Origin of the sequence: Acinetobacter lwoffii (genome assembly GCF_024129355.1) — a bacterium.
In the GTDB taxonomy this organism is placed as follows: Bacteria; Pseudomonadota; Gammaproteobacteria; order Pseudomonadales; family Moraxellaceae; genus Acinetobacter; species Acinetobacter lwoffii_I.
Genome location: NZ_JAMXXP010000001.1, coordinates 140,770 through 158,563 on the forward strand (window position 1 = coordinate 140,770; position 17,794 = coordinate 158,563).

The following is a 17,794-nucleotide window of genomic DNA, read 5'->3' on the forward strand; positions in this document are numbered from 1 at the left end:
ATAAGCAGATAAAAATTGTGTAAATTTGACAAGACTGATTGTCAATTGTTCTGGCTTACGTTATAAACGAATACAAAATAATAGTAACGTATCAGGACAGATCATGACTCAATTGGCCGATTCCATTCAAATTCGTAATACCACTTTTAAAAATCGCATCATTAAAGGTGCCATGAGTGAAGCACTGGCCAATGATGCCGGCCAGCCCAATCAGGCGCATTTCAAGTTGTATGAAGCATGGGCCGAAGGTGGCTTGGGTTGTGCTATTACGGGTAATGTCATGGTGGATTATCGTGCCAAGAATGAACCGGGGGTCGTAGTGGTAGAAACAGAACGCGATCTGGCGCAGCTCAAAGTCTGGGCCGACGTAGGCAAACAGCATGGCATGGTACAACTGGTCCAGTTGTCGCATCCGGGCCGCCAGTGTCCCAAGGGCCTGAATCAAGAAACGGTTGCACCGTCCGCAGTCCCATTTAGTCCGGCTTTGGCAATGAGCTTTGGAACCCCGCGGGAACTGCGTGAAGATGAAATCCTGGATATTATCCAGCGCTTTGCCACTTCGGCTGCTATCTGTGAACAAGCAGGATTTGAGGGGGTGCAGTTGCATGGGGCACATGGTTATCTGATTAGCCAGTTTCTGTCACCGCTGACCAATAAGCGTCAGGATCAATGGGGTGGTAGTATTGAGAATCGCACCCGTTTCTTGCTGCAAACCTATCAGGCTGTTCGTGCTGCGACTTCGGAAAATTTTATTATTTCAGTCAAGCTGAATTCAGCTGATTTCCAGCGCGGTGGTATTAGCGAAGAAGATGTCATTTATGTCTTTAAGGCGATGGACACTGCAGGCATTGATATCATTGAAGTGTCAGGTGGTAGCTATGAAGCACCTGCGATGGCCGGCGTGAAAGCAGACAAGCGCAAGGCCTCGACCATTGCCCGTGAAGCCTATTTCCTCGATTTTGCCGAAAAAATCCGTCAGGAAGTGAAGTGCCATATCATGGTCACTGGTGGATTCCGAACAGTTGAAGGCATGAATGCCGCGCTCGACAGTGGTGCCTGTGATTTTGTCGGGATTGCACGTCCCTTTGCGGTAGAACCTGACTTGGGCAATCGTCTGGTTGCAGGGCATGATGTACGTTATGCGGTTGAGAAAATTAAAACCGGTATTCCAATGGTCGACAAAATGGCGATTATGGAAATCATCTGGTATGCCGCGCAGTTTAAAGAAATTGCCAAAGGCAAGCAGCCTAATCCAAAGCTGTCACCGCTAAAAGTCTTTTTGCAGTATCTGAAAGGCAATGTCAAAGCGGTGATCAAGGGACAATTAAACTCGCGAAAATCGGCTTAATCTTTATTAAAAAACCGGACACTGCAAATGTCCGGTTTTTTAATTTCTGGCACTTAGGGGTGCTTTAGGAATAATGCATCGCCTGGGTCTGAAAAGGAAATAATAACTGGCTTAACTGACGAGTCGCCCATAAACCAATTTCAGTATGATGCATATGCGGTGCAGTATAAGGAATCAGTAAATCAATTTTCTGTTCCGCACCTTCACAGCGCATGAAGCGACTTTTTAACTGATTCAAGCGCTGCTGGTCCATACGGCTCATTGCAGGTTCAATTTTTACCTGTGATGGGGTTGCACTACGTGAGGACAGGCGAGTTGCCAAGCCTGCCCCCTGAATCCAGTCTTTAATAATCTGTTTTTCAGTCGCATTAAAGACCCCAAACATTTTACCTTCCGGTTGATCTATCATTTTCCAAAAGCGGCTTTGTTCCACTGCTGCACCTTTTACGATCCAGCCTTTTTCAATCATGACCTGCAAAAACTCGGCAATCTGGGCAGGATCGGATAACCAGTCATTGATGGTCTTACCACTAAACTGGCATTTCTGATTGTGAATATACTGGCCAATCAGAGCCTTGTTCTGGAAAACTTTTAAAGCCATCTGTTCAATGTCCAGTTCCTTGATGATTTGGGAAGAACTTTTACCGATGTCATTTAGAACATAGCCCTTTTTAATCAGATCCAGATAAGTTTCCGGGTTTTCTGCATGATTAAAATGCTGGATAAATGCTTGCAGGGATTTCTGCGCATGACCATTGTGAGCATTATCAATAGTAATGTGCACATTGAAATAATGCGGATCGATACCCAGTTCAGCCAGTTCATAATTGGTGATTAACAGATGCAGCGGTAACTGTTCATAACCGAGATTAAAGCCAATGACCAGAGGTAAATATTTGGCCGGGGCATAAGCCAGTGCCAACTGTACGGCAGCCTGTTCATAATAACTGTCATTCAAATGCTCGGCATAACTATTCAGCTCATAATGACTCAACAGGTCCTGATACATGGTGACATGATTGGCACGCGGATGCCCTAAGCCAAGCTCTTCGAGATAGATGTAAATCAAATCTTTTAGCTCGGGCTGATTGCAATTTTGCACGGTCGAATATAACCAGGCACCATCGACCAGTTTAACCGGTGCAACTTTCGCCAGGAATTCGAAAGCATGGGAAACCGTAGGAAAATATTCCCGGGCTTGGCGCTGTTTACGGCGATTGACATAGGCCTGGAAAGTGGCACAGATTTGATGATGTTGTTCTAAAAGATGCTGTTCAACCTGTGGGGGCTGATCTAACCATCCGAGAGTATCAATATTTAAATTTTTAATCAGATCGCTCAAATAAGATTCAGCTTTTTCAGTTTTGGTATATGTCGAAATTTCAGTATCTTGAAAAAAGTCGACCCAATCCTTAAAGCTTTTAATTTGATAATTATGATTTTTATTTGGCGATAAAGGTAAACTTAGCTCTGTGCTGACGAACATAATCTGATCCTTGCAGATTTCTCTTGATTTACCTTAACGTGCCCTCTAAAAGCAGGGTGTTGAATTTTTGTTCTAATTTATTGGTGTATTGCTTTAAATGAAAATGAACGGATATTTCTATGCATAGAAATGTTAAAACAATACAATTTGTAAAATTAAGAATGGGATGGCAGCCCCCAGAAAGAGAGCTAGATTTGAACGAATGATAAAAACAAGGTTTAAAGTTTTCAGAAATAAAATTTGCAAGATAAAAAAAAGCCCGAGTCGCAATGCTCGGGCTTTTTGTTGAGATGTTGCCATCTCGAATATGGCGTCCCTACGGGGATTCGAACCCCGGTTACCGCCGTGAAAGGGCGATGTCCTAGGCCTCTAGACGATAGGGACAGTACAGAAGATAAATTTTAAAACCGCTACTTTTAGCTTGAAGTAATGGCGTCCCTACGGGGATTCGAACCCCGGTTACCGCCGTGAAAGGGCGATGTCCTAGGCCTCTAGACGATAGGGACTTAATAAAATGTACTTCTGAAAATTGGCGTCCCTACGGGGATTCGAACCCCGGTTACCGCCGTGAAAGGGCGATGTCCTAGGCCTCTAGACGATAGGGACGTTTCAGAGGTGGGCGTATAATAGGGTGAAAACAGGGGGGTGTCAAACGCATTTCCATAAAAAAAATGATTTTCTGGGTTGAGTGCATAAATTTAAAACAATCTAGAGAAAATACTGGAAAATTACATGGTTTAAGCTGGATTTTTAAGCAATTCCAGAATTGCTTCTACTACCTGCGGATGGAGTAAATAGCCGGTAATATCATGCGGGCGGTGAATATGGGTACGAATGCCGTGGTTAATAATTGCGGGTTGAAACTGAAATGGCGGTTGTGTAAGAGGAAAGGCGGTAAGAAAATCATCAGTTGAATAAAAATTTATCCAGTCGCCTGTAATTGCTGCAGGTCGTACAATGGGTTGCGGTAAATGTGACTGGATCACCTGAAAGGCTAATGGCGATCCTAAAGTAATAAAACGCTGTACGTTCAGTTCAGGATGCTGAATAAGATAATTATAGGCAATCACACTGCCCAGAGAATGAGCAATCACAATACAAGGTTTGCGACCATTCAATTGCCGGGCAATCCGCTCATGAACTTCCTTCATGAAAGCAGGATTGTCGAGATACAGATAGGTTTCAATCAGAAATTTCTGAAGCAGGCTCCGATGCAGACTGGGAAAATAATTCAGCAATAATACAAAGTCTCGCAGTGCAACACTTTTGCTTAGCGTGGTAATAAATTTGAATTTCTGTTTAAAATCCATCGTGTCATTCAAATGAATCTGGGGAAGATCGGAAATCACGGGCTTGCGCCAGCCAGGACGTGGAACGGGTGCAGGAAGCTGAGGATGGACAGGTTGACGGAAACGAAAGCTGGGCCATTGCTGGGGCATTAAGGTGCCAGCATTCAGGATGTTGCGAACGTTATAGTGTGAAAGTAAGTCTCCATAAAATGGAATGTGAATGTGACGTCGTAAATAACTGAATCTGGCATCATGACGGTGTTTGCGAATGCCTTTTTGAAGTATATGCAGCCAGCGCTGGCGAATCGATGCAGCACTATGATGTTGCTGGTTCATTCCATGAATAAAAATAACTTTCATCGATACCTCACGGAGGTCGATCTATATATTCACAGTATAGAGAAAATTGCGGCAAGCCAAGCTGCACTTTTTGTGGCGTTAATGTGTAAATTATCTTTGATAAAACAATCATTAACAGACATCTGTATATTTATAAAAAAGGCAGAAAAAGCAGTAAATTGGTAGGTCCGAATGAAAGATTTTACTGAATAGAGAAAGAATATGAATGGAACGGTAAAAGTTGAATTTAGAGGTTGGCGTGAGTTTTATAGTAATTCCAGTAGCGCTTTAATGATGTCCGGATGCTGAATATAACCATCAATATCATGCGGATGATAGATGGAAGTATGAATCTCTTGATTAATAACCGCCGGCTGAAGTTGAAAGGGTGGTTCTGATAATGGAAAGGCGGTCAGAAAGTCATCGCTACAATAGAAATTTATCCAATCGCCTGAAATTGCAGTAGGTCGTACAATTGGTTGCGGCAGATGAGCTTGGATGACCCTAAATGCCAACGGTGATCCAAGAGTAATAAAACGCTTGATATTCAGCTTCGGATGCTGAATCAAATAATTATAGGCAATCACGCTGCCAAGCGAATGTGCCACTAGGATCTGTGGCCTGCTGCTATAGAGTTGATCATGAATGCGGTGGTGAACTTCCTGCATAAAATGCGGGTTGGCCAAATAAAGATAAGTTTCCAGCAAAAACTTATGCAAAAAGCTGGCGTGTAAGCTGGGAAAATAATTGATGAGTACCGCAAAATCCCGCAAGGCAATATCTTTGCTTAATGCTGTGATGAACTTCAGTTTCTGATTGAAATTCAGGGCATCATCAAGATTTAACTGCGGGACGTCACAAATTTGATAGGTGCACTGATCTGGTGGCGGTGCCGGTTGCAGCTGTGCGGGATGTAAAAAAGGGAAATGCGGCCACTGTTGCGGCATCAGGGTGCTGGCATTCAATACGTTATGAAAATGATGCCGGGAAAGTAAATCACCATAAAAAGGGATACGGATATGCCGTTTTAAATAAGTAAAACGGGCTTGCTGTTGTGGGTTTCTCCGGAGGCCTGTTTTGAGGAGATGCAGCCAATGTTGACGTAATGAAGTAGCCGTATGCTGTTGCTTGTTCATGCCGTGAATAAACACAATTTTCATCGACGCACCCTTAAGGCTGCCCACTATGGTTATAGTATAGATAAAAAAAAGAGCGGCCGGAGCCGCTCTTTTAAAACTGATGCTTAAGACTTGTTGTGATAAAAGGCATAATAACTTGCATAACACGCTGCAATAAACAGCAGACATCCTACGAAGCTGATGCGCATTGATGGATCAAAGACCATACTGACACAGGTAATAAAACAGAACACAAAGCCCAGGATTGGCACAATCGGGAACAATGGTGCAGCAAAGCCTAGTTCTTTGGCCGTATGACCCTGTTTATACCACTGACGACGGAAGTTGAACTGGCTTAAGCAAATACTCATCCAGACCACCACCATGGTAAACGCCGCAACGCCCAGCAAGTTGGTAAAGATCGTTTCTGGCGCAAACTGTTCAGACAATAAACCTGGCAATGCACCCAGCATGGTCACCATGACTGCAATATACGGTACACCGCGAGCATTCAGTCTTGAGAATACGGCAGGTAACTGTTTGCTGTATGACAATGACCACATCATACGAGAAGCAGCAAATAAGCCTGAGTTGGCAGCAGACAACAACGCAGTGATAATGACAAAGCGGATGATGTCTTCAGCATATGGGATACCAATGTGCTGGAATACGGTTACGAATGGACTGCTGCTCACGCCTTCCGCGGCTAAGCCTGCTTCCTGATGCGGAAGTAATGCCGTCACCACGATAATCGTACCCACAAAGAAAATTAATAAGCGGAAAATCGCAGTATTAATCGCTTTCGGGACATTTTTCGCAGGATCTTCAGTTTCACCGGCAGCCACACCAATCAGCTCGGTACCAGAGAAGGCAAAGTTCACGATCAGCATCGTCGCAAAAATCGGGAACAGACCTTCAGGGAACCAGCCCTGTGCCGTCAGATTGGTAAATAAAGGGGCAGCTTCATAGCCTTGATAGCCCAGAACACCAAAGATGGCCAATAGACCTAAAAGAATAAAAGCAACAACCGTGACCACTTTCACCAGTGCCAGCCAGAATTCGGATTCTGCAAACCAGCGGGTAGAAATCATATTTAAACTAAACACGAAGACACCAAAGATGATGGTCCATAACCACATGGAAATGTCCGGGAACCATTCCTGCATCAGCAAGGCCGCTGCAGTAAATTCAGTTCCGAGAGTGACTGACCACGTCAGCCAGTATAACCAGGTGATGGTATAGCCTGTGCCTGGTCCAATATAACGTTTGGCATAAGCACCAAATGAACCAGATTCTGGCATATGAACGGCAAGTTCGCCCAAACATAGCATCACCATGTACGCGATAATACCGCCCAGGAGATAAGCGAGAATGGCACCTACAGGCCCCGTTTGTGCAATGACTTCACCCGATCCTAAGAATAGGCCTGTTCCGATTGCGCCACCAAGCGAAATCATGACCAGATGTCGAGTACTCATAGCGCGTTTTAAAGGCGCAGAATTGCCCTGATGCGTAGCATCATTCGGAGATGAGTGCATAGGAAATAAGAAATACTTCAAAGGAATGAAGCGAGCTATTGTAGTGAAAAACTACAAATCTGCAATCGAATAATGGTAATTTCGAATAAGGTCTGATCGTATGAGATCAATAGATGGCGTCCCTACGGGGATTCGAACCCCGGTTACCGCCGTGAAAGGGCGATGTCCTAGGCCTCTAGACGATAGGGACGTTGCGAGGTGATGCGTATATTAAGGATTAAGCCGGGTTTTGTCAAAAGGGTTTTTGCTAAAATTCATTTAACAGTTTAAACATTAGGCAAAACAAAAACTTTATTTTATTAAGATGTTATTTTCTGAACAAATTTCAAGACTATAAAAAATAATTATTTGAAAAGATCACTAAAACTTAGTGATCTGGAGTTTGATATTGTTTAGGCTGGGGATTTTCAGCAGGCGTTGTCACTGCCTCAGTCTGCGCAGTTTTATTGTCATCACGGTTGACGATATAGAGATACAGTGCCGAAGGTGCCAAAATAAGTAAAACAAGCAGGAATTTCTTGAGCATGGAAAAATTTCAAATCTTAAAATTAGTCTGATTATAGCCTAAGCAAATCTAAAAGAGCAGCAGCACGTACCTATTCAGGCTCTAGAATTTAAAAGTAACATCTGCGATAAATTGGCGGCCGATTTGTGGATAGACAATACCCGAATCCAGATAGAAATTATCACGATTCGTCACATTGTTAATCGTTAAACCTAAAATGGCTTTAAGGTCCTTATTTAAAGGAATATCATAGGTCGTCCGTACATCCCAGTAGAAGGTATTTTGGGTGGTGTATGGGATATACATATCATATTGTTCATTATTTTTATCAGAATAACCTTTTGATATTTTCTTCATGGCATCCACTTTGCCTTGGTAACTGATGAAGTTATTAATGCTTAAAGGAATCCGGTCAAATTTAATATTCCAACCTAAACGTGTTGTCCAGGGAGTATTAAAGATTTCAGATGGCTTATCTTCAGCATTGATCAATTTACCATCGTAGTAGATGATGGGAGTGCCGGTATAATACGCTGTGCTGTATGAGTCGAAGTTACGCTGGGTTTCAGTATAATCTGCATTTAGGCTGAACAAATGCTGTGTGCCAAATAACTTCAATGGGCTAATGTTAATCAGGCTTAAGGTATAAATATTTGATTCAGATTTACCTTCATTATCATAAGTATAGCTAAAGCGATTGGTTGAAACGGCTGGATCTTTAACTGATTCTGTGCGGCGGATCTGGTTCTTATTTTTACGATTAACCCATTTTAGACCAATACGGCTATTTGCATATTCAGCATTGATTCCGAACATGGTTTCATCTGCATAAGGGCTATCAAGCTGCGAACGATAAGTAAAAGAACCGGCATATGCTTTTTCTTTCCAGTCGGCTGATAGGTTGTCACGTGTTTGGCGAATGATCAATAAACCTTTTTGATCTTGTAATTCATTATAAAAGGCATTTAAACCATAGTAGCGGTTCCAGCCAGTGGTAAAGGATAATTGTTCATTAGCAAAAGGTTTAAAAACAAATGAGCTACGTGGTGCAACATTATTATTTTTAGTTAAGCTGTCATAGTCTGCACGTAAGCCAAGTGTTGCAGTGAAGTATTTGTCCCATTGAATCTGATCCTGTAAAAATACATGCCAACGGTCTTGCTGTACCTCAGTTTTACCTGCCAAATAAGAGGTGCGATTTTTTAGAAACTGTCCGTCTTGGCCATTTCCTTCATCACATGCATCATATTTATTACCAGTATTTAAATAACAGCTGAGATTGGCAATATTTCCAGTCGCACTAGAATAAATGCTTGTTGTGACAGGACGTTCCCAATAAGCATTATAGTGTCCATATCCTCCGCCCATTTTGAACGTGTGGGTCGTGTGCTGGGTTTGAATGGGTTCAAATAATGCCTTAAGACTATATTCCAGTTTTTCTTCCTGCTGCTGAGTGCTTCCGAAGCTGCCTTCAATTTGCATACCCGAGGACTTCCAGTTTTTGGTTGATGATTTCAACCAGGAAATATTATCTGTCGCACTTTTACGGTTTGCACTCTGCGTTTGATAATTGACTTGTTGCTCAAGTTCAACTGAATTCAATTTATTTTTTAAGTTGATATAGAAACTTTGGCTGTCTGATGTATGTGAGCTTTGGGAGTTATGAGTCGATGAAAGAAAATAGTCACCACTCGATTCCATGAATTGTGTGCCAATCTTTAAAACCGTATTGTCACTGGGAGTATAGAAAAACTCTATACCTGCATTGTTTGAACCTCGTTTTTGTTCATAAGAATCTGGTTTAGCAATACTTGTTTTTAAAGGAATATCTGCACGGCGATATGAACCAAATGCCTTGAAACCCCAACTTTCAGCAAGTTTGCCATATGACGTTGCACTGATCCCTTGACGTGTAAAGAAAGGTTGTTTGCTTTCACTGGTTGAATTTTCAAATTCTTCAGCTGCTTCTTTACTAGGGGAGTTGATGTCTGACCAATGATCAGAAGTATAGTCATAGCTCAGGCTGCCATGAATTTTACCAATTTCGGTTTGGGGAGCACAGGTTTCTGCACTGACTACGCCACCTGTGAACTCACCAAATTCGGCACCCACATTGCTATCAAGTAAGGTGATTTTACACAGCAGATCGGCATTAATTGTCACTGCTTGGGAGCTTCCCATCATTTCATTCAGGGTATTACTTTTTGCGTCACTACCTGGATTAATGTTGTTATTAATGCTGAGGCCATTGATCAAAAACTTATTATCGTATGGTAGGCTGCCATTAATACTGATATCCGTCGCGTTGAGTTCGCCTTGTTGCAATCCACTACGTGCGTTTGAATCAAATTGTACATTCGGATTAACTTTTAATAATTCAGTAATGGTCTTAGAGCCATTTGGTATTTGCTGTATGTCCTCTTTATTGTAAACCGTTTTCCCCACCTCATTTTCTTGCTGAGCTTCGATAATAATTGTGTTGAACTTAATCGTTGTTTCATTGAGAACAGGCTCTTGATAATTCGATTCTTTTGCAAAACTAGATGTTGATAAAGCTGTTAAAACTGCAATAGAAAGTGGGGAATAAGCAAAACGCATGAGAAGGGTTGAATATGCGAAAGATAATGGAAGTGATTATCATTAAATTTAAGAAGGCGATCAATAGTAATGAGAATTATTTTCATTAATTAGTAAAAGCGTAAGACTTGAGCAGCTTAAGATGCTGATCAAAGAAATATAAAGAAGAGAAAAAATAGATGGCGTCCCTACGGGGATTCGAACCCCGGTTACCGCCGTGAAAGGGCGATGTCCTAGGCCTCTAGACGATAGGGACGTTTAGAAGATGGCGGTATCTTATTGATCCGCCACCAGAGTGTCAAGCAGGTGAGGTGCGAGTTTGTTTAAAATATAGCAAAACAGTTCAGCGGTCTTCTGCGTATCATATAATGCAGAATGGGCTTCTTTGCCATCAAACTCAATCCCAGCCTGAATACAGGATTTTGCCAGTACGGTCTGACCAAACATCACCGCACTTAAAGTCACTGTATCGAAGACAGAAAAACTATGAAATGGGTTCTGGTTTTTGGTTCCGGTACGCGCAATCGCGGCCTGAAGAAAACCCAAATCGAAATGTGCATTGTGTCCAACTAAAACTGCATGGGTACAGTTTTGCTGGCGACGCACTTCATTCACAGATTTAAAAATACGCTTAAGCGCAGTTTTTTCATCTTCGGCCATGGCGATTCGCATCGGATTCGAAGGATCGATCCCAATAAACTCCAGCGAACGTCGGTCGAGATTTGCCCCTTCGAAAGGATTGATATGTGCATGGTAAGCTTGACCCGGCACAAATTGACCCTCCTCATTATAAACAATCGGAATGGCCGCAATTTCCAGCAATGCATCAGTCTGCGCATTAAAACCTGCAGTCTCGACATCGACAACTACAGGTAAGAATCCACGAAAACGTTGACCAATGATTGGGAGCGTTTCATTTGTCACACTTTTCTCCATTGAATGGTTTTACCAGCATACAGTGGGATAATCTGTTCACCATCCAGATAGTCTAAACTTTCAGGGATTACTTGATCTTCTTTAACCAGGGTAATGGTATTGGTATTACGTGGCAGGCCATAGAAGTCTGCACCAAAATGGCTGGCAAAACCTTCCAGGCGTTCAATTTTACCCACCTGATCAAATGCCTGAGCATACAGCTCAATGGCAGTCGGCGCACTATAACATCCTGCACAGCCACACGCATTTTCTTTTGCATTTTTTGAATGCGGCGCGCTATCTGTTCCCAGGAAAAATTTAGGATTACCGCTGGTTGCGACTTCCAGCAAAGTTTGCTGATGCGTTTGACGTTTTAAAATCGGCAAGCAGTAGAAATGCGGCTTGATCCCACCAACCAGCATGTCATTGCGGTTAAACAATAAATGTTGCGGCGTAATGGTTGCAGCGACATTACGGTCTTGCTCAAGTACAAAGTTTGCTGCTTCGCTGGTGGTGATGTGTTCGAGCACCAGTTTCAGCTTGGGAAATTGTCTGAGTAAGGGAGCCAGCACTTCATCCAGGAAACGCTTTTCACGGTCAAAAATATCGACATGATTATGCGTCACTTCACCATGTAGCAATAAAGGCACTTGGTGTTCTTCAAGCTGTTCAATTACGCCGTAGACTTTGCTCATATCGCTCACACCACTATCGGAGTTGGTGGTCGCACCCGCAGGATAGAGCTTGATGGCATTGACATGCGCAGATTCTTTGATCTTTTTAACTTCACTTGCCGGGGTGTTGTCAGTGAAATACAGCACCATACGCGGGTCGAAATTTACCCCTTCAGGCACATGTGCCATGATACGTTCACGGTAAGCATTGGCCTCTTCGACGGTTTTTACGGGTGGCACCAGATTTGGCATGCAAATGGCACGAGAAAACTGCTTGGCTAAATCGGGAACGGTACGTTGAAGTGCTAAACCATCACGCAGGTGAACGTGCCAATCATCTGGCTGGAGAATCGTAATCGTATTCAAGGCAAATTCAGTCGAACAAATAAAACAAATGATAATCCATCTATAGTAAAAATGGTAACGAGAAAGCGCTACAAAATAAGGGATATGTATAAATTAATTTTAAAAAGTATGTTATTTTAAAATTAATAAAAAAATTACATAAATACTTGGCAATGGAATACAAGTACAATCTAGTGAAATTGCAAGATGATAAAGAAGACATAGAACAACTGATTACACGGCAAAGTCAGCGTGTAGGCCCGGTCTTCCCTCAACATCTGGAACAAGAATTCTGGACCAAAAATCTGGAACGCGCCCGCAAACATGTCGAAAAATATGTGTGGGCTGGGGTATTGGCCTATTTCCTTTTTTTAGTGGTAATGATTCCTACAGATTACTGGAGCATCAGCAAAGAATATTTCGTGCATGATTTTGTCCTGTGTATGTTGGGCTTGCTCAACGGCGGCGTGTCATTAATTATTTTTTATATGTTCTCCTGTTTACCCAAGATCAAGCGCTTTTTTCCTCAGGCTTCGATGCTGTTGGTATTCTGGGTACAGGTGTCAATTTCATGTATCACCATGTCGATTAAAACTGATGCCTTGCAGCATCAATCCATGGCGATAGTCACGATCGTATATATCCTGGGTTATGTTCTGACCGGTATTAAGCCGATTCAGATGCTGGTCACCGGATTACTCGCTGCGGCAACTACTATTCTTGTATTGTTTAGCCTTTCAGTTGAATTTAATCCTATGGTTTTTGGCCGGATTTTAATTGGAAGTTGCTTGCTGGGTTATGTGATTAGCCATATGATTTTTGCCCGTGAGCGTGTGATATTTCTCTATAGCATTCGCGCCAGAATCAGTGAGCAGATCCAGCGTATCCATACCAACGAATTATTACATTTGAGTCAGTACGATGAGCTGACCAAGATTTCCAATCGACGGACTTTTGATGAGACGCTGCAAGTCCATTTCGAACGTGCACATCGTGAAGAAACGGCATTGGCAATTCTGTTTATCGATGTAGATTTCTTTAAAAATTACAACGATTTTTATGGGCATCAGAAAGGTGATGATGTCATTTCGACTATTGCCAAAACCATCAAAAATGCGATCCGTCATATGGACTTTGTCGCGCGTTATGGCGGGGAAGAGTTTGTGGTGCTCTTGCCAGAAACGGATGCACATGGTGCTTATGCAGTGGCTTCAAATATTTTTAAGGCGATTGATCGTCTGGAAATTCCACATGAAAAATCCTCGGTTGCGAAACATATCACCATCAGTTTAGGCATTACCGTCTATCGTGGTGAAGATGATATTGATAAAGACGCCTTATTGGGAATCGCGGATCAGGCGCTATATCGTGCCAAACAGCTTGGACGCAACCAGATTTATTATCAGTCCATTCGTTCAGTCAATTCAGATATCGCAAATGGTTAGAGATTATTACAATCAATAAACGAACCCTCAATAAAAAACCGCTCATCAGGAGCGGTTTTTTATGAAACTAAAAAGGACTAAAACTTAGTTTTTGTCTTTTAGTTGTGGCACTGCAGATGCTGAACCAACTGCCAATAAACCAGTCTCTGTATAGATGCCCAGTTTAGCACGAGTATCCGTGATATCCAGGTTACGCATGGTCAACTGACCAATACGATCCATCGGCGAGAACATAGAATCACCTTTCTCCATAGTCAAACGCTCAGCTTCATAAGTGAGGTTCGGAGATTCAGTATTCATAATGGTGTAGTCATTACCACGACGCAATTCGATCGTTACAGTACCGGTAACTGCTTTAGCAACCCAACGCTGTGCAGTTTCACGCAGCATAAGCGCTTGAGAATCGAACCAGCGACCTTGGTAAAGCAAACGACCTAAACGTAGACCGTTAATACGGTATTGTTCAATCGTATCTTCGTTATGAATACCCGTTACCAGACGCTCATAAGCGATGTGAAGCAGCGCCATACCCGGAGCTTCATAGATACCGCGAGATTTCGCTTCGATGATACGGTTTTCGATTTGATCCGACATACCTAGACCGTGACGGCCACCGATGCGGTTCGCTTCAAGAATAAATTCAACTGGATCTTCAATGCGTTGACCGTTAATCGCAACCGGGAAGCCTTCTTCAAAAGTAATCGATACTTCTTCAGCTTTTACTTCTACGTCATCTTTCCAGAACGCAACGCCCATGATTGGCTCAACGATTTTGATGCCTGCATTCAGGTATTCAAGATCTTTAGCTTCATGCGTCGCACCCAGCATGTTTGAGTCAGTTGAATAAGCTTTTTCTTTTGACATTTTATAGTCAAAACCATTGTCGATCAGGAACTGTGACATTTCCGCACGGCCGCCCAGCTCGTCAATGAAAGTTTGGTCTAACCAAGGCTTGTAAATTTTAAGCGCAGGATTGGTCAACAAGCCATAACGGTAGAAACGTTCAATGTCGTTGCCTTTATAAGTCGAACCGTCACCCCAGATGTTAACATCATCTTCTTTCATGGCAGTTACTAGCATGGTGCCAGTTACTGCACGACCCAATGGCGTCGTGTTGAAATAAGGCATACCACCTGTAGAAATATGGAACGCGCCACATTGAATTGCAGCAATACCTTCTAATGCAAGCTGTAAACGGCAGTCGATTAAACGTGCTTTTACTGCGCCATAAGCTTCAGCTTTTTTTGGAATCGCATCGTAATCGTCTTCGTCTGGCTGACCCAAGTTAGCTGTGTAAGCATAAGGTTCAGCGCCTTTTTGTTTCATCCACAAAAGAGCAGCAGAAGTATCTAGACCACCAGAGAAGGCAATACCAACTTTTTTACCTACTGGGACATTCTGCAAGATAGTTGCATTATCAGACATTGTTCATCCTAATGATATGAAATAGGCACGCCAGAATTGGTGGCCTGAAAAAATACATATTGCATCAATTGTATCATTAATTTATTTAGGTTTGCTTTAGAAAAGAAAAACTCGTTTTAAAATCTCTATTCAATAGGCTTAAATAATCATAAATCGCACGATTTTCACCAGAATCCTGCTGAAAACGGAAGAAATTGGTTATATTCAGCCGAATAAAGTTAAAAATCAGATAAAACAGGAATAAAAGCATGGCGACTCGCATCCCACCTTTACCTAATTTAAATCTTAAAGCTAAGAATGAAACGCTGGCACTGTTACATGGGATTTATGCCGGCCTGATTGGTTTTAGTACAGTGCTGTTTTTATATCTTGAATATCAGCAATCTAGTATTTCCATGCTGAGTTTAGCTGTGGTGCTGCTGCTTTTAGGCTTGCTGATGTTTTTTAATATACAGGCCAGTATCAAGGTGAAGCAGGACAATGGTTCAGGACAAACTTTATCCAGAATAATGGCCATCCTGATGTTGCTGAGTTTTCCAATTGGTACAGTATTGGGCGCGATTGCATTATGGAAATCCACTGCACGGCAATGGCAGAGCTAATTCGTGATGTATAGAACGAGCTGTTTTCGAAGATTGATGTTTGTGCCTGAAAATGCTGAACTCCGGGTCATAAAAAGCCTCTGAAAATCAGTTAAAGTAAGGGAATGACTTGCTCAGCCAAATATAATCAGGGATTTGTTATGACCACGACGCGCTATGCCAACATTTTAAAGCCACTGCATTTGGGTTTTACCACCATTAAAAATCGGGTGGTGATGGGGTCGATGCATACTGGTCTGGAAGACCGCTTCTATAATTATCCTAAACTAGCTGCGTATTTTGGTGAACGAGCAAAGGGTGGCGTAGGTCTGCTGATTACGGGTGGTATATCGCCAAACCGTCAAGGCTGGTTATTGCCGGCAGGCGGCACCATGAATACCTTGGGCGATATTGCACCACATCGATTAGTCACCCATGCAGTTCATAAACATGGTGCCAAAATCCTTTTGCAGATTCTGCATGCCGGACGTTATGGCTATCAGCCTTTTGTGGTCTCGGCCAGTCCAATCAAATCGCCGATTTCTCCTTTTAAACCGCGTGAAATGTCAGATAAGCAGATTTTGAATACGATTCAGGATTATGTAAAAACTGCTAGCATTGCTAAAAAGGCCGGCTATGATGGCGTGGAAATCATGGGTTCTGAAGGTTATTTGCTAAATCAGTTTTTAAGCCGTCATGTCAATCAGCGTACCGACCGTTGGGGAGGTCCGATCGAAAACCGGATGCGTTTCGCTGTAGAAATCGTCAAAGCCATTCGTGAAGAAATTGGCAAAAAATTTATTATCTGTTTTCGTTTGTCGCTTCTGGACTTGGTACATGATGGCAATACCATGCAAGAAGTGATTACCGTTGCTAAAGCATTAGAAAAGGCCGGGATAACTTTACTTAATACCGGTATTGGCTGGCATGAAGCGCGTATTCCCACTATTGTGACTTCTGTACCGCGTGCTGCTTTTGTCGATTACACGGCTGAAGTTAAGAAACATGTTTCGGTGCCGGTGATTGCATCCAACCGGATCAATATGCCAGACACTGCCGAAGCAATTCTGGCTTCTGGTCAGGCAGATATGGTGCAGATGGCACGTCCACTTTTGGCAGATGCGTTCTGGGTCAATAAAACTGCAACCAATCGTGTTGATGAAATCAATACCTGTATTGCCTGTAATCAGGCTTGTCTGGATCATACCTTTAAAAACCAGCGCGCAACCTGTCTGGTCAATCCGCGTGCCGCTTATGAGACCGAACTGGTCTATGTCAAAACTAAAAAACCGAAAAGTATTGCAGTGATTGGTGGTGGTGTTGCAGGTCTGTCAGCGGCTACTGTCGCAGCCAGTCGCGGGCATGATGTCACTTTGTTTGAGGCCAGTCATGAAGTAGGCGGGCAGTTCAATCTGGCTAAAGTGATTCCGGGGAAAGAAGAATTTCACGAAACGATTCGTTATTTTAAAGTGCAGCTAGAAAAAACCGGAGTTGATCTGCGTCTCAATACCCGAGTCAACCGCGAGCAGTTGGAGCGTGAGGGTTTTGATGAGGTGATTGTGGCTACAGGGGTTGTGCCGCGTGCCTTGAATATCGAAGGCAGTCAGGCACCACAAGTATTATCTTATGCAGAAGTGCTACGTGGCGCACCTGTCGGTGATCGTGTTGCGGTTATTGGCGCAGGCGGGATCGGTTTTGATGTGTCCGAGTTTTTATTAAAGCCACCGCATCAAATACAGCCGCAACCTGTGGATGAGTGGAAGCGTGAATGGGGTGTAGATTCTCATCCAGATTATGTGACTGAAGGCGGGTTACAGCGTGCTGAAGTAGAACCTCCAGTACGGGAAATTTATCTATTACAACGTAAAAAGACACCGCTTGGCGCAGGACTAGGCAAGACTTCAGGCTGGGTACATCGTGCCCAATTAAAAAAACATGCCGTGCGGATGTTGCGCGGTGTGCAATATAAATCTGTCACGGATGAAGGCTTATGGATTGAGGTAGATGGCCATGCTCAATTATTGCGTGTGGATAGCATTGTGGTATGTGCAGGTCAGGAATCGGTAAAAGACCTGATGCCGAGTGCTGGGGAAAATACCTTGGCGCAGTATCATATTATTGGCGGTGCAAAACTGGCTGCTGAACTCGATGCCAAGCGCGCCATTCGTGAGGGAGCGGAATTAGCAGCAAAACTGTAAGGATTTGATGA

13 protein-coding genes and 5 tRNA genes are annotated in these 17,794 nt (G+C 43.0%); 4 read left to right on the forward strand and 14 right to left on the reverse strand.

Translation table 11 applies throughout. The features are described from left to right. Positions 1 to 103 precede the first annotated feature (103 nt). Positions 104 to 1,348 (forward strand): NADH:flavin oxidoreductase/NADH oxidase family protein, encoded by a 1,245-nt coding sequence (locus NI468_RS00630; RefSeq protein WP_253099020.1) that lies wholly within the window; start codon positions 104 to 106, stop codon positions 1,346 to 1,348. 64 nt (positions 1,349 to 1,412) lie between these two features. Here NI468_RS00630 and NI468_RS00635 read toward each other — a convergent pair whose 3' ends face one another. The 13 genes from NI468_RS00635 to pyrC form a co-directional block, all read right to left on the reverse strand. Continuing rightward, positions 1,413 to 2,834, reverse strand: a complete 1,422-nt coding sequence (locus tag NI468_RS00635; protein WP_253099022.1) for an iron-containing redox enzyme family protein — start codon at positions 2,832 to 2,834, stop codon at positions 1,413 to 1,415. Between the two features lie 308 nt (positions 2,835 to 3,142). Next, a tRNA-Glu gene (locus NI468_RS00640) sits at positions 3,143 to 3,218 on the reverse strand. Between the two features lie 46 nt (positions 3,219 to 3,264). Further along, positions 3,265 to 3,340 (reverse strand) — tRNA-Glu (locus NI468_RS00645). A gap of 24 nt (positions 3,341 to 3,364) precedes the next feature. Next, a tRNA-Glu gene (locus tag NI468_RS00650) sits at positions 3,365 to 3,440 on the reverse strand. Between the two features lie 131 nt (positions 3,441 to 3,571). Next, positions 3,572 to 4,483 (reverse strand): alpha/beta hydrolase, encoded by a 912-nt coding sequence (locus tag NI468_RS00655; RefSeq protein ID WP_253099024.1) that lies wholly within the window; start codon positions 4,481 to 4,483, stop codon positions 3,572 to 3,574. Between the two features lie 245 nt (positions 4,484 to 4,728). Continuing rightward, a complete protein-coding gene (locus tag NI468_RS00660; RefSeq protein WP_253099026.1) occupies positions 4,729 to 5,622 on the reverse strand; it encodes an alpha/beta hydrolase in 894 nt (297 codons plus the stop codon). Between the two features lie 83 nt (positions 5,623 to 5,705). Further along, positions 5,706 to 7,118, reverse strand: a complete 1,413-nt coding sequence (locus NI468_RS00665; RefSeq protein ID WP_004646376.1) for an amino acid permease — start codon at positions 7,116 to 7,118, stop codon at positions 5,706 to 5,708. A gap of 114 nt (positions 7,119 to 7,232) precedes the next feature. Beyond that, a tRNA-Glu gene (locus tag NI468_RS00670) sits at positions 7,233 to 7,308 on the reverse strand. Between the two features lie 177 nt (positions 7,309 to 7,485). After that, positions 7,486 to 7,644: a hypothetical protein gene (locus NI468_RS00675; protein ID WP_253099028.1), complete on the reverse strand. Its 159-nt coding sequence runs from the start codon at positions 7,642 to 7,644 to the stop codon at positions 7,486 to 7,488. An 81-nt stretch (positions 7,645 to 7,725) separates the two neighbouring features. Beyond that, positions 7,726 to 10,221 carry a TonB-dependent receptor plug domain-containing protein gene (locus NI468_RS00680; protein ID WP_253099030.1) on the reverse strand — a complete coding sequence of 832 codons (2,496 nt, stop codon included), beginning with the start codon at positions 10,219 to 10,221 and terminating at the stop codon, positions 7,726 to 7,728. Between the two features lie 159 nt (positions 10,222 to 10,380). Beyond that, positions 10,381 to 10,456: transfer RNA gene (locus NI468_RS00685), tRNA-Glu, on the reverse strand. A 20-nt stretch (positions 10,457 to 10,476) separates the two neighbouring features. Further along, entirely contained in the window at positions 10,477 to 11,136 is a 660-nt protein-coding gene (gene rnt / locus NI468_RS00690; RefSeq protein ID WP_004279557.1) for a ribonuclease T, read from the reverse strand. Then, entirely contained in the window at positions 11,121 to 12,155 is a 1,035-nt protein-coding gene (gene pyrC / locus NI468_RS00695; RefSeq protein WP_004279558.1) for a dihydroorotase, read from the reverse strand. The genes rnt and pyrC overlap by 16 nt, the downstream gene beginning before the upstream one ends. A gap of 152 nt (positions 12,156 to 12,307) precedes the next feature. Between pyrC and NI468_RS00700 the strand changes: the two genes are divergently transcribed. After that, the gene (locus tag NI468_RS00700; RefSeq protein WP_253099032.1) at positions 12,308 to 13,579 is read left to right on the forward strand and encodes a GGDEF domain-containing protein; all 1,272 of its coding nucleotides are present in this window, start codon (positions 12,308 to 12,310) and stop codon (positions 13,577 to 13,579) included. Between the two features lie 84 nt (positions 13,580 to 13,663). Here the strand turns inward: NI468_RS00700 and argG are convergent, their stop codons facing one another. After that, complete coding sequence (gene argG / locus NI468_RS00705) at positions 13,664 to 15,004, reverse strand: argininosuccinate synthase (protein WP_004279561.1); 1,341 nt, start codon at positions 15,002 to 15,004, stop codon at positions 13,664 to 13,666. A gap of 248 nt (positions 15,005 to 15,252) precedes the next feature. Between argG and NI468_RS00710 the strand changes: the two genes are divergently transcribed. Both NI468_RS00710 and NI468_RS00715 read left to right on the forward strand, forming a co-directional pair. Then, positions 15,253 to 15,606: a hypothetical protein gene (locus NI468_RS00710; protein WP_253099034.1), complete on the forward strand. Its 354-nt coding sequence runs from the start codon at positions 15,253 to 15,255 to the stop codon at positions 15,604 to 15,606. A gap of 140 nt (positions 15,607 to 15,746) precedes the next feature. After that, positions 15,747 to 17,783: an NADPH-dependent 2,4-dienoyl-CoA reductase gene (locus tag NI468_RS00715; RefSeq protein WP_253099037.1), complete on the forward strand. Its 2,037-nt coding sequence runs from the start codon at positions 15,747 to 15,749 to the stop codon at positions 17,781 to 17,783. Positions 17,784 to 17,794: the final 11 nt, after the last annotated feature.

Excerpts from the sequence above, each read along its gene's own strand:
- argG (WP_004279561.1), bottom strand. The coding sequence starts at position 15,004 with ATGTCTGATAATGCAACTATCTTGCAGAATGTCCCAGTAGGTAAAAAA.
- NI468_RS00655 (WP_253099024.1), bottom strand. The coding sequence starts at position 4,483 with ATGAAAGTTATTTTTATTCATGGAATGAACCAGCAACATCATAGTGCT.
- NI468_RS00715 (WP_253099037.1), top strand. The coding sequence starts at position 15,747 with ATGACCACGACGCGCTATGCCAACATTTTAAAGCCACTGCATTTGGGT.
- NI468_RS00635 (WP_253099022.1), bottom strand. The coding sequence starts at position 2,834 with ATGTTCGTCAGCACAGAGCTAAGTTTACCTTTATCGCCAAATAAAAAT.
- NI468_RS00630 (WP_253099020.1), top strand. The coding sequence starts at position 104 with ATGACTCAATTGGCCGATTCCATTCAAATTCGTAATACCACTTTTAAA.
- NI468_RS00675 (WP_253099028.1), bottom strand. The coding sequence starts at position 7,644 with ATGCTCAAGAAATTCCTGCTTGTTTTACTTATTTTGGCACCTTCGGCA.
- NI468_RS00710 (WP_253099034.1), top strand. The coding sequence starts at position 15,253 with ATGGCGACTCGCATCCCACCTTTACCTAATTTAAATCTTAAAGCTAAG.
- NI468_RS00660 (WP_253099026.1), bottom strand. The coding sequence starts at position 5,622 with ATGAAAATTGTGTTTATTCACGGCATGAACAAGCAACAGCATACGGCT.
- NI468_RS00665 (WP_004646376.1), bottom strand. The coding sequence starts at position 7,118 with ATGCACTCATCTCCGAATGATGCTACGCATCAGGGCAATTCTGCGCCT.
- NI468_RS00680 (WP_253099030.1), bottom strand. The coding sequence starts at position 10,221 with ATGCGTTTTGCTTATTCCCCACTTTCTATTGCAGTTTTAACAGCTTTA.
- rnt (WP_004279557.1), bottom strand. The coding sequence starts at position 11,136 with ATGGAGAAAAGTGTGACAAATGAAACGCTCCCAATCATTGGTCAACGT.
- NI468_RS00700 (WP_253099032.1), top strand. The coding sequence starts at position 12,308 with ATGGAATACAAGTACAATCTAGTGAAATTGCAAGATGATAAAGAAGAC.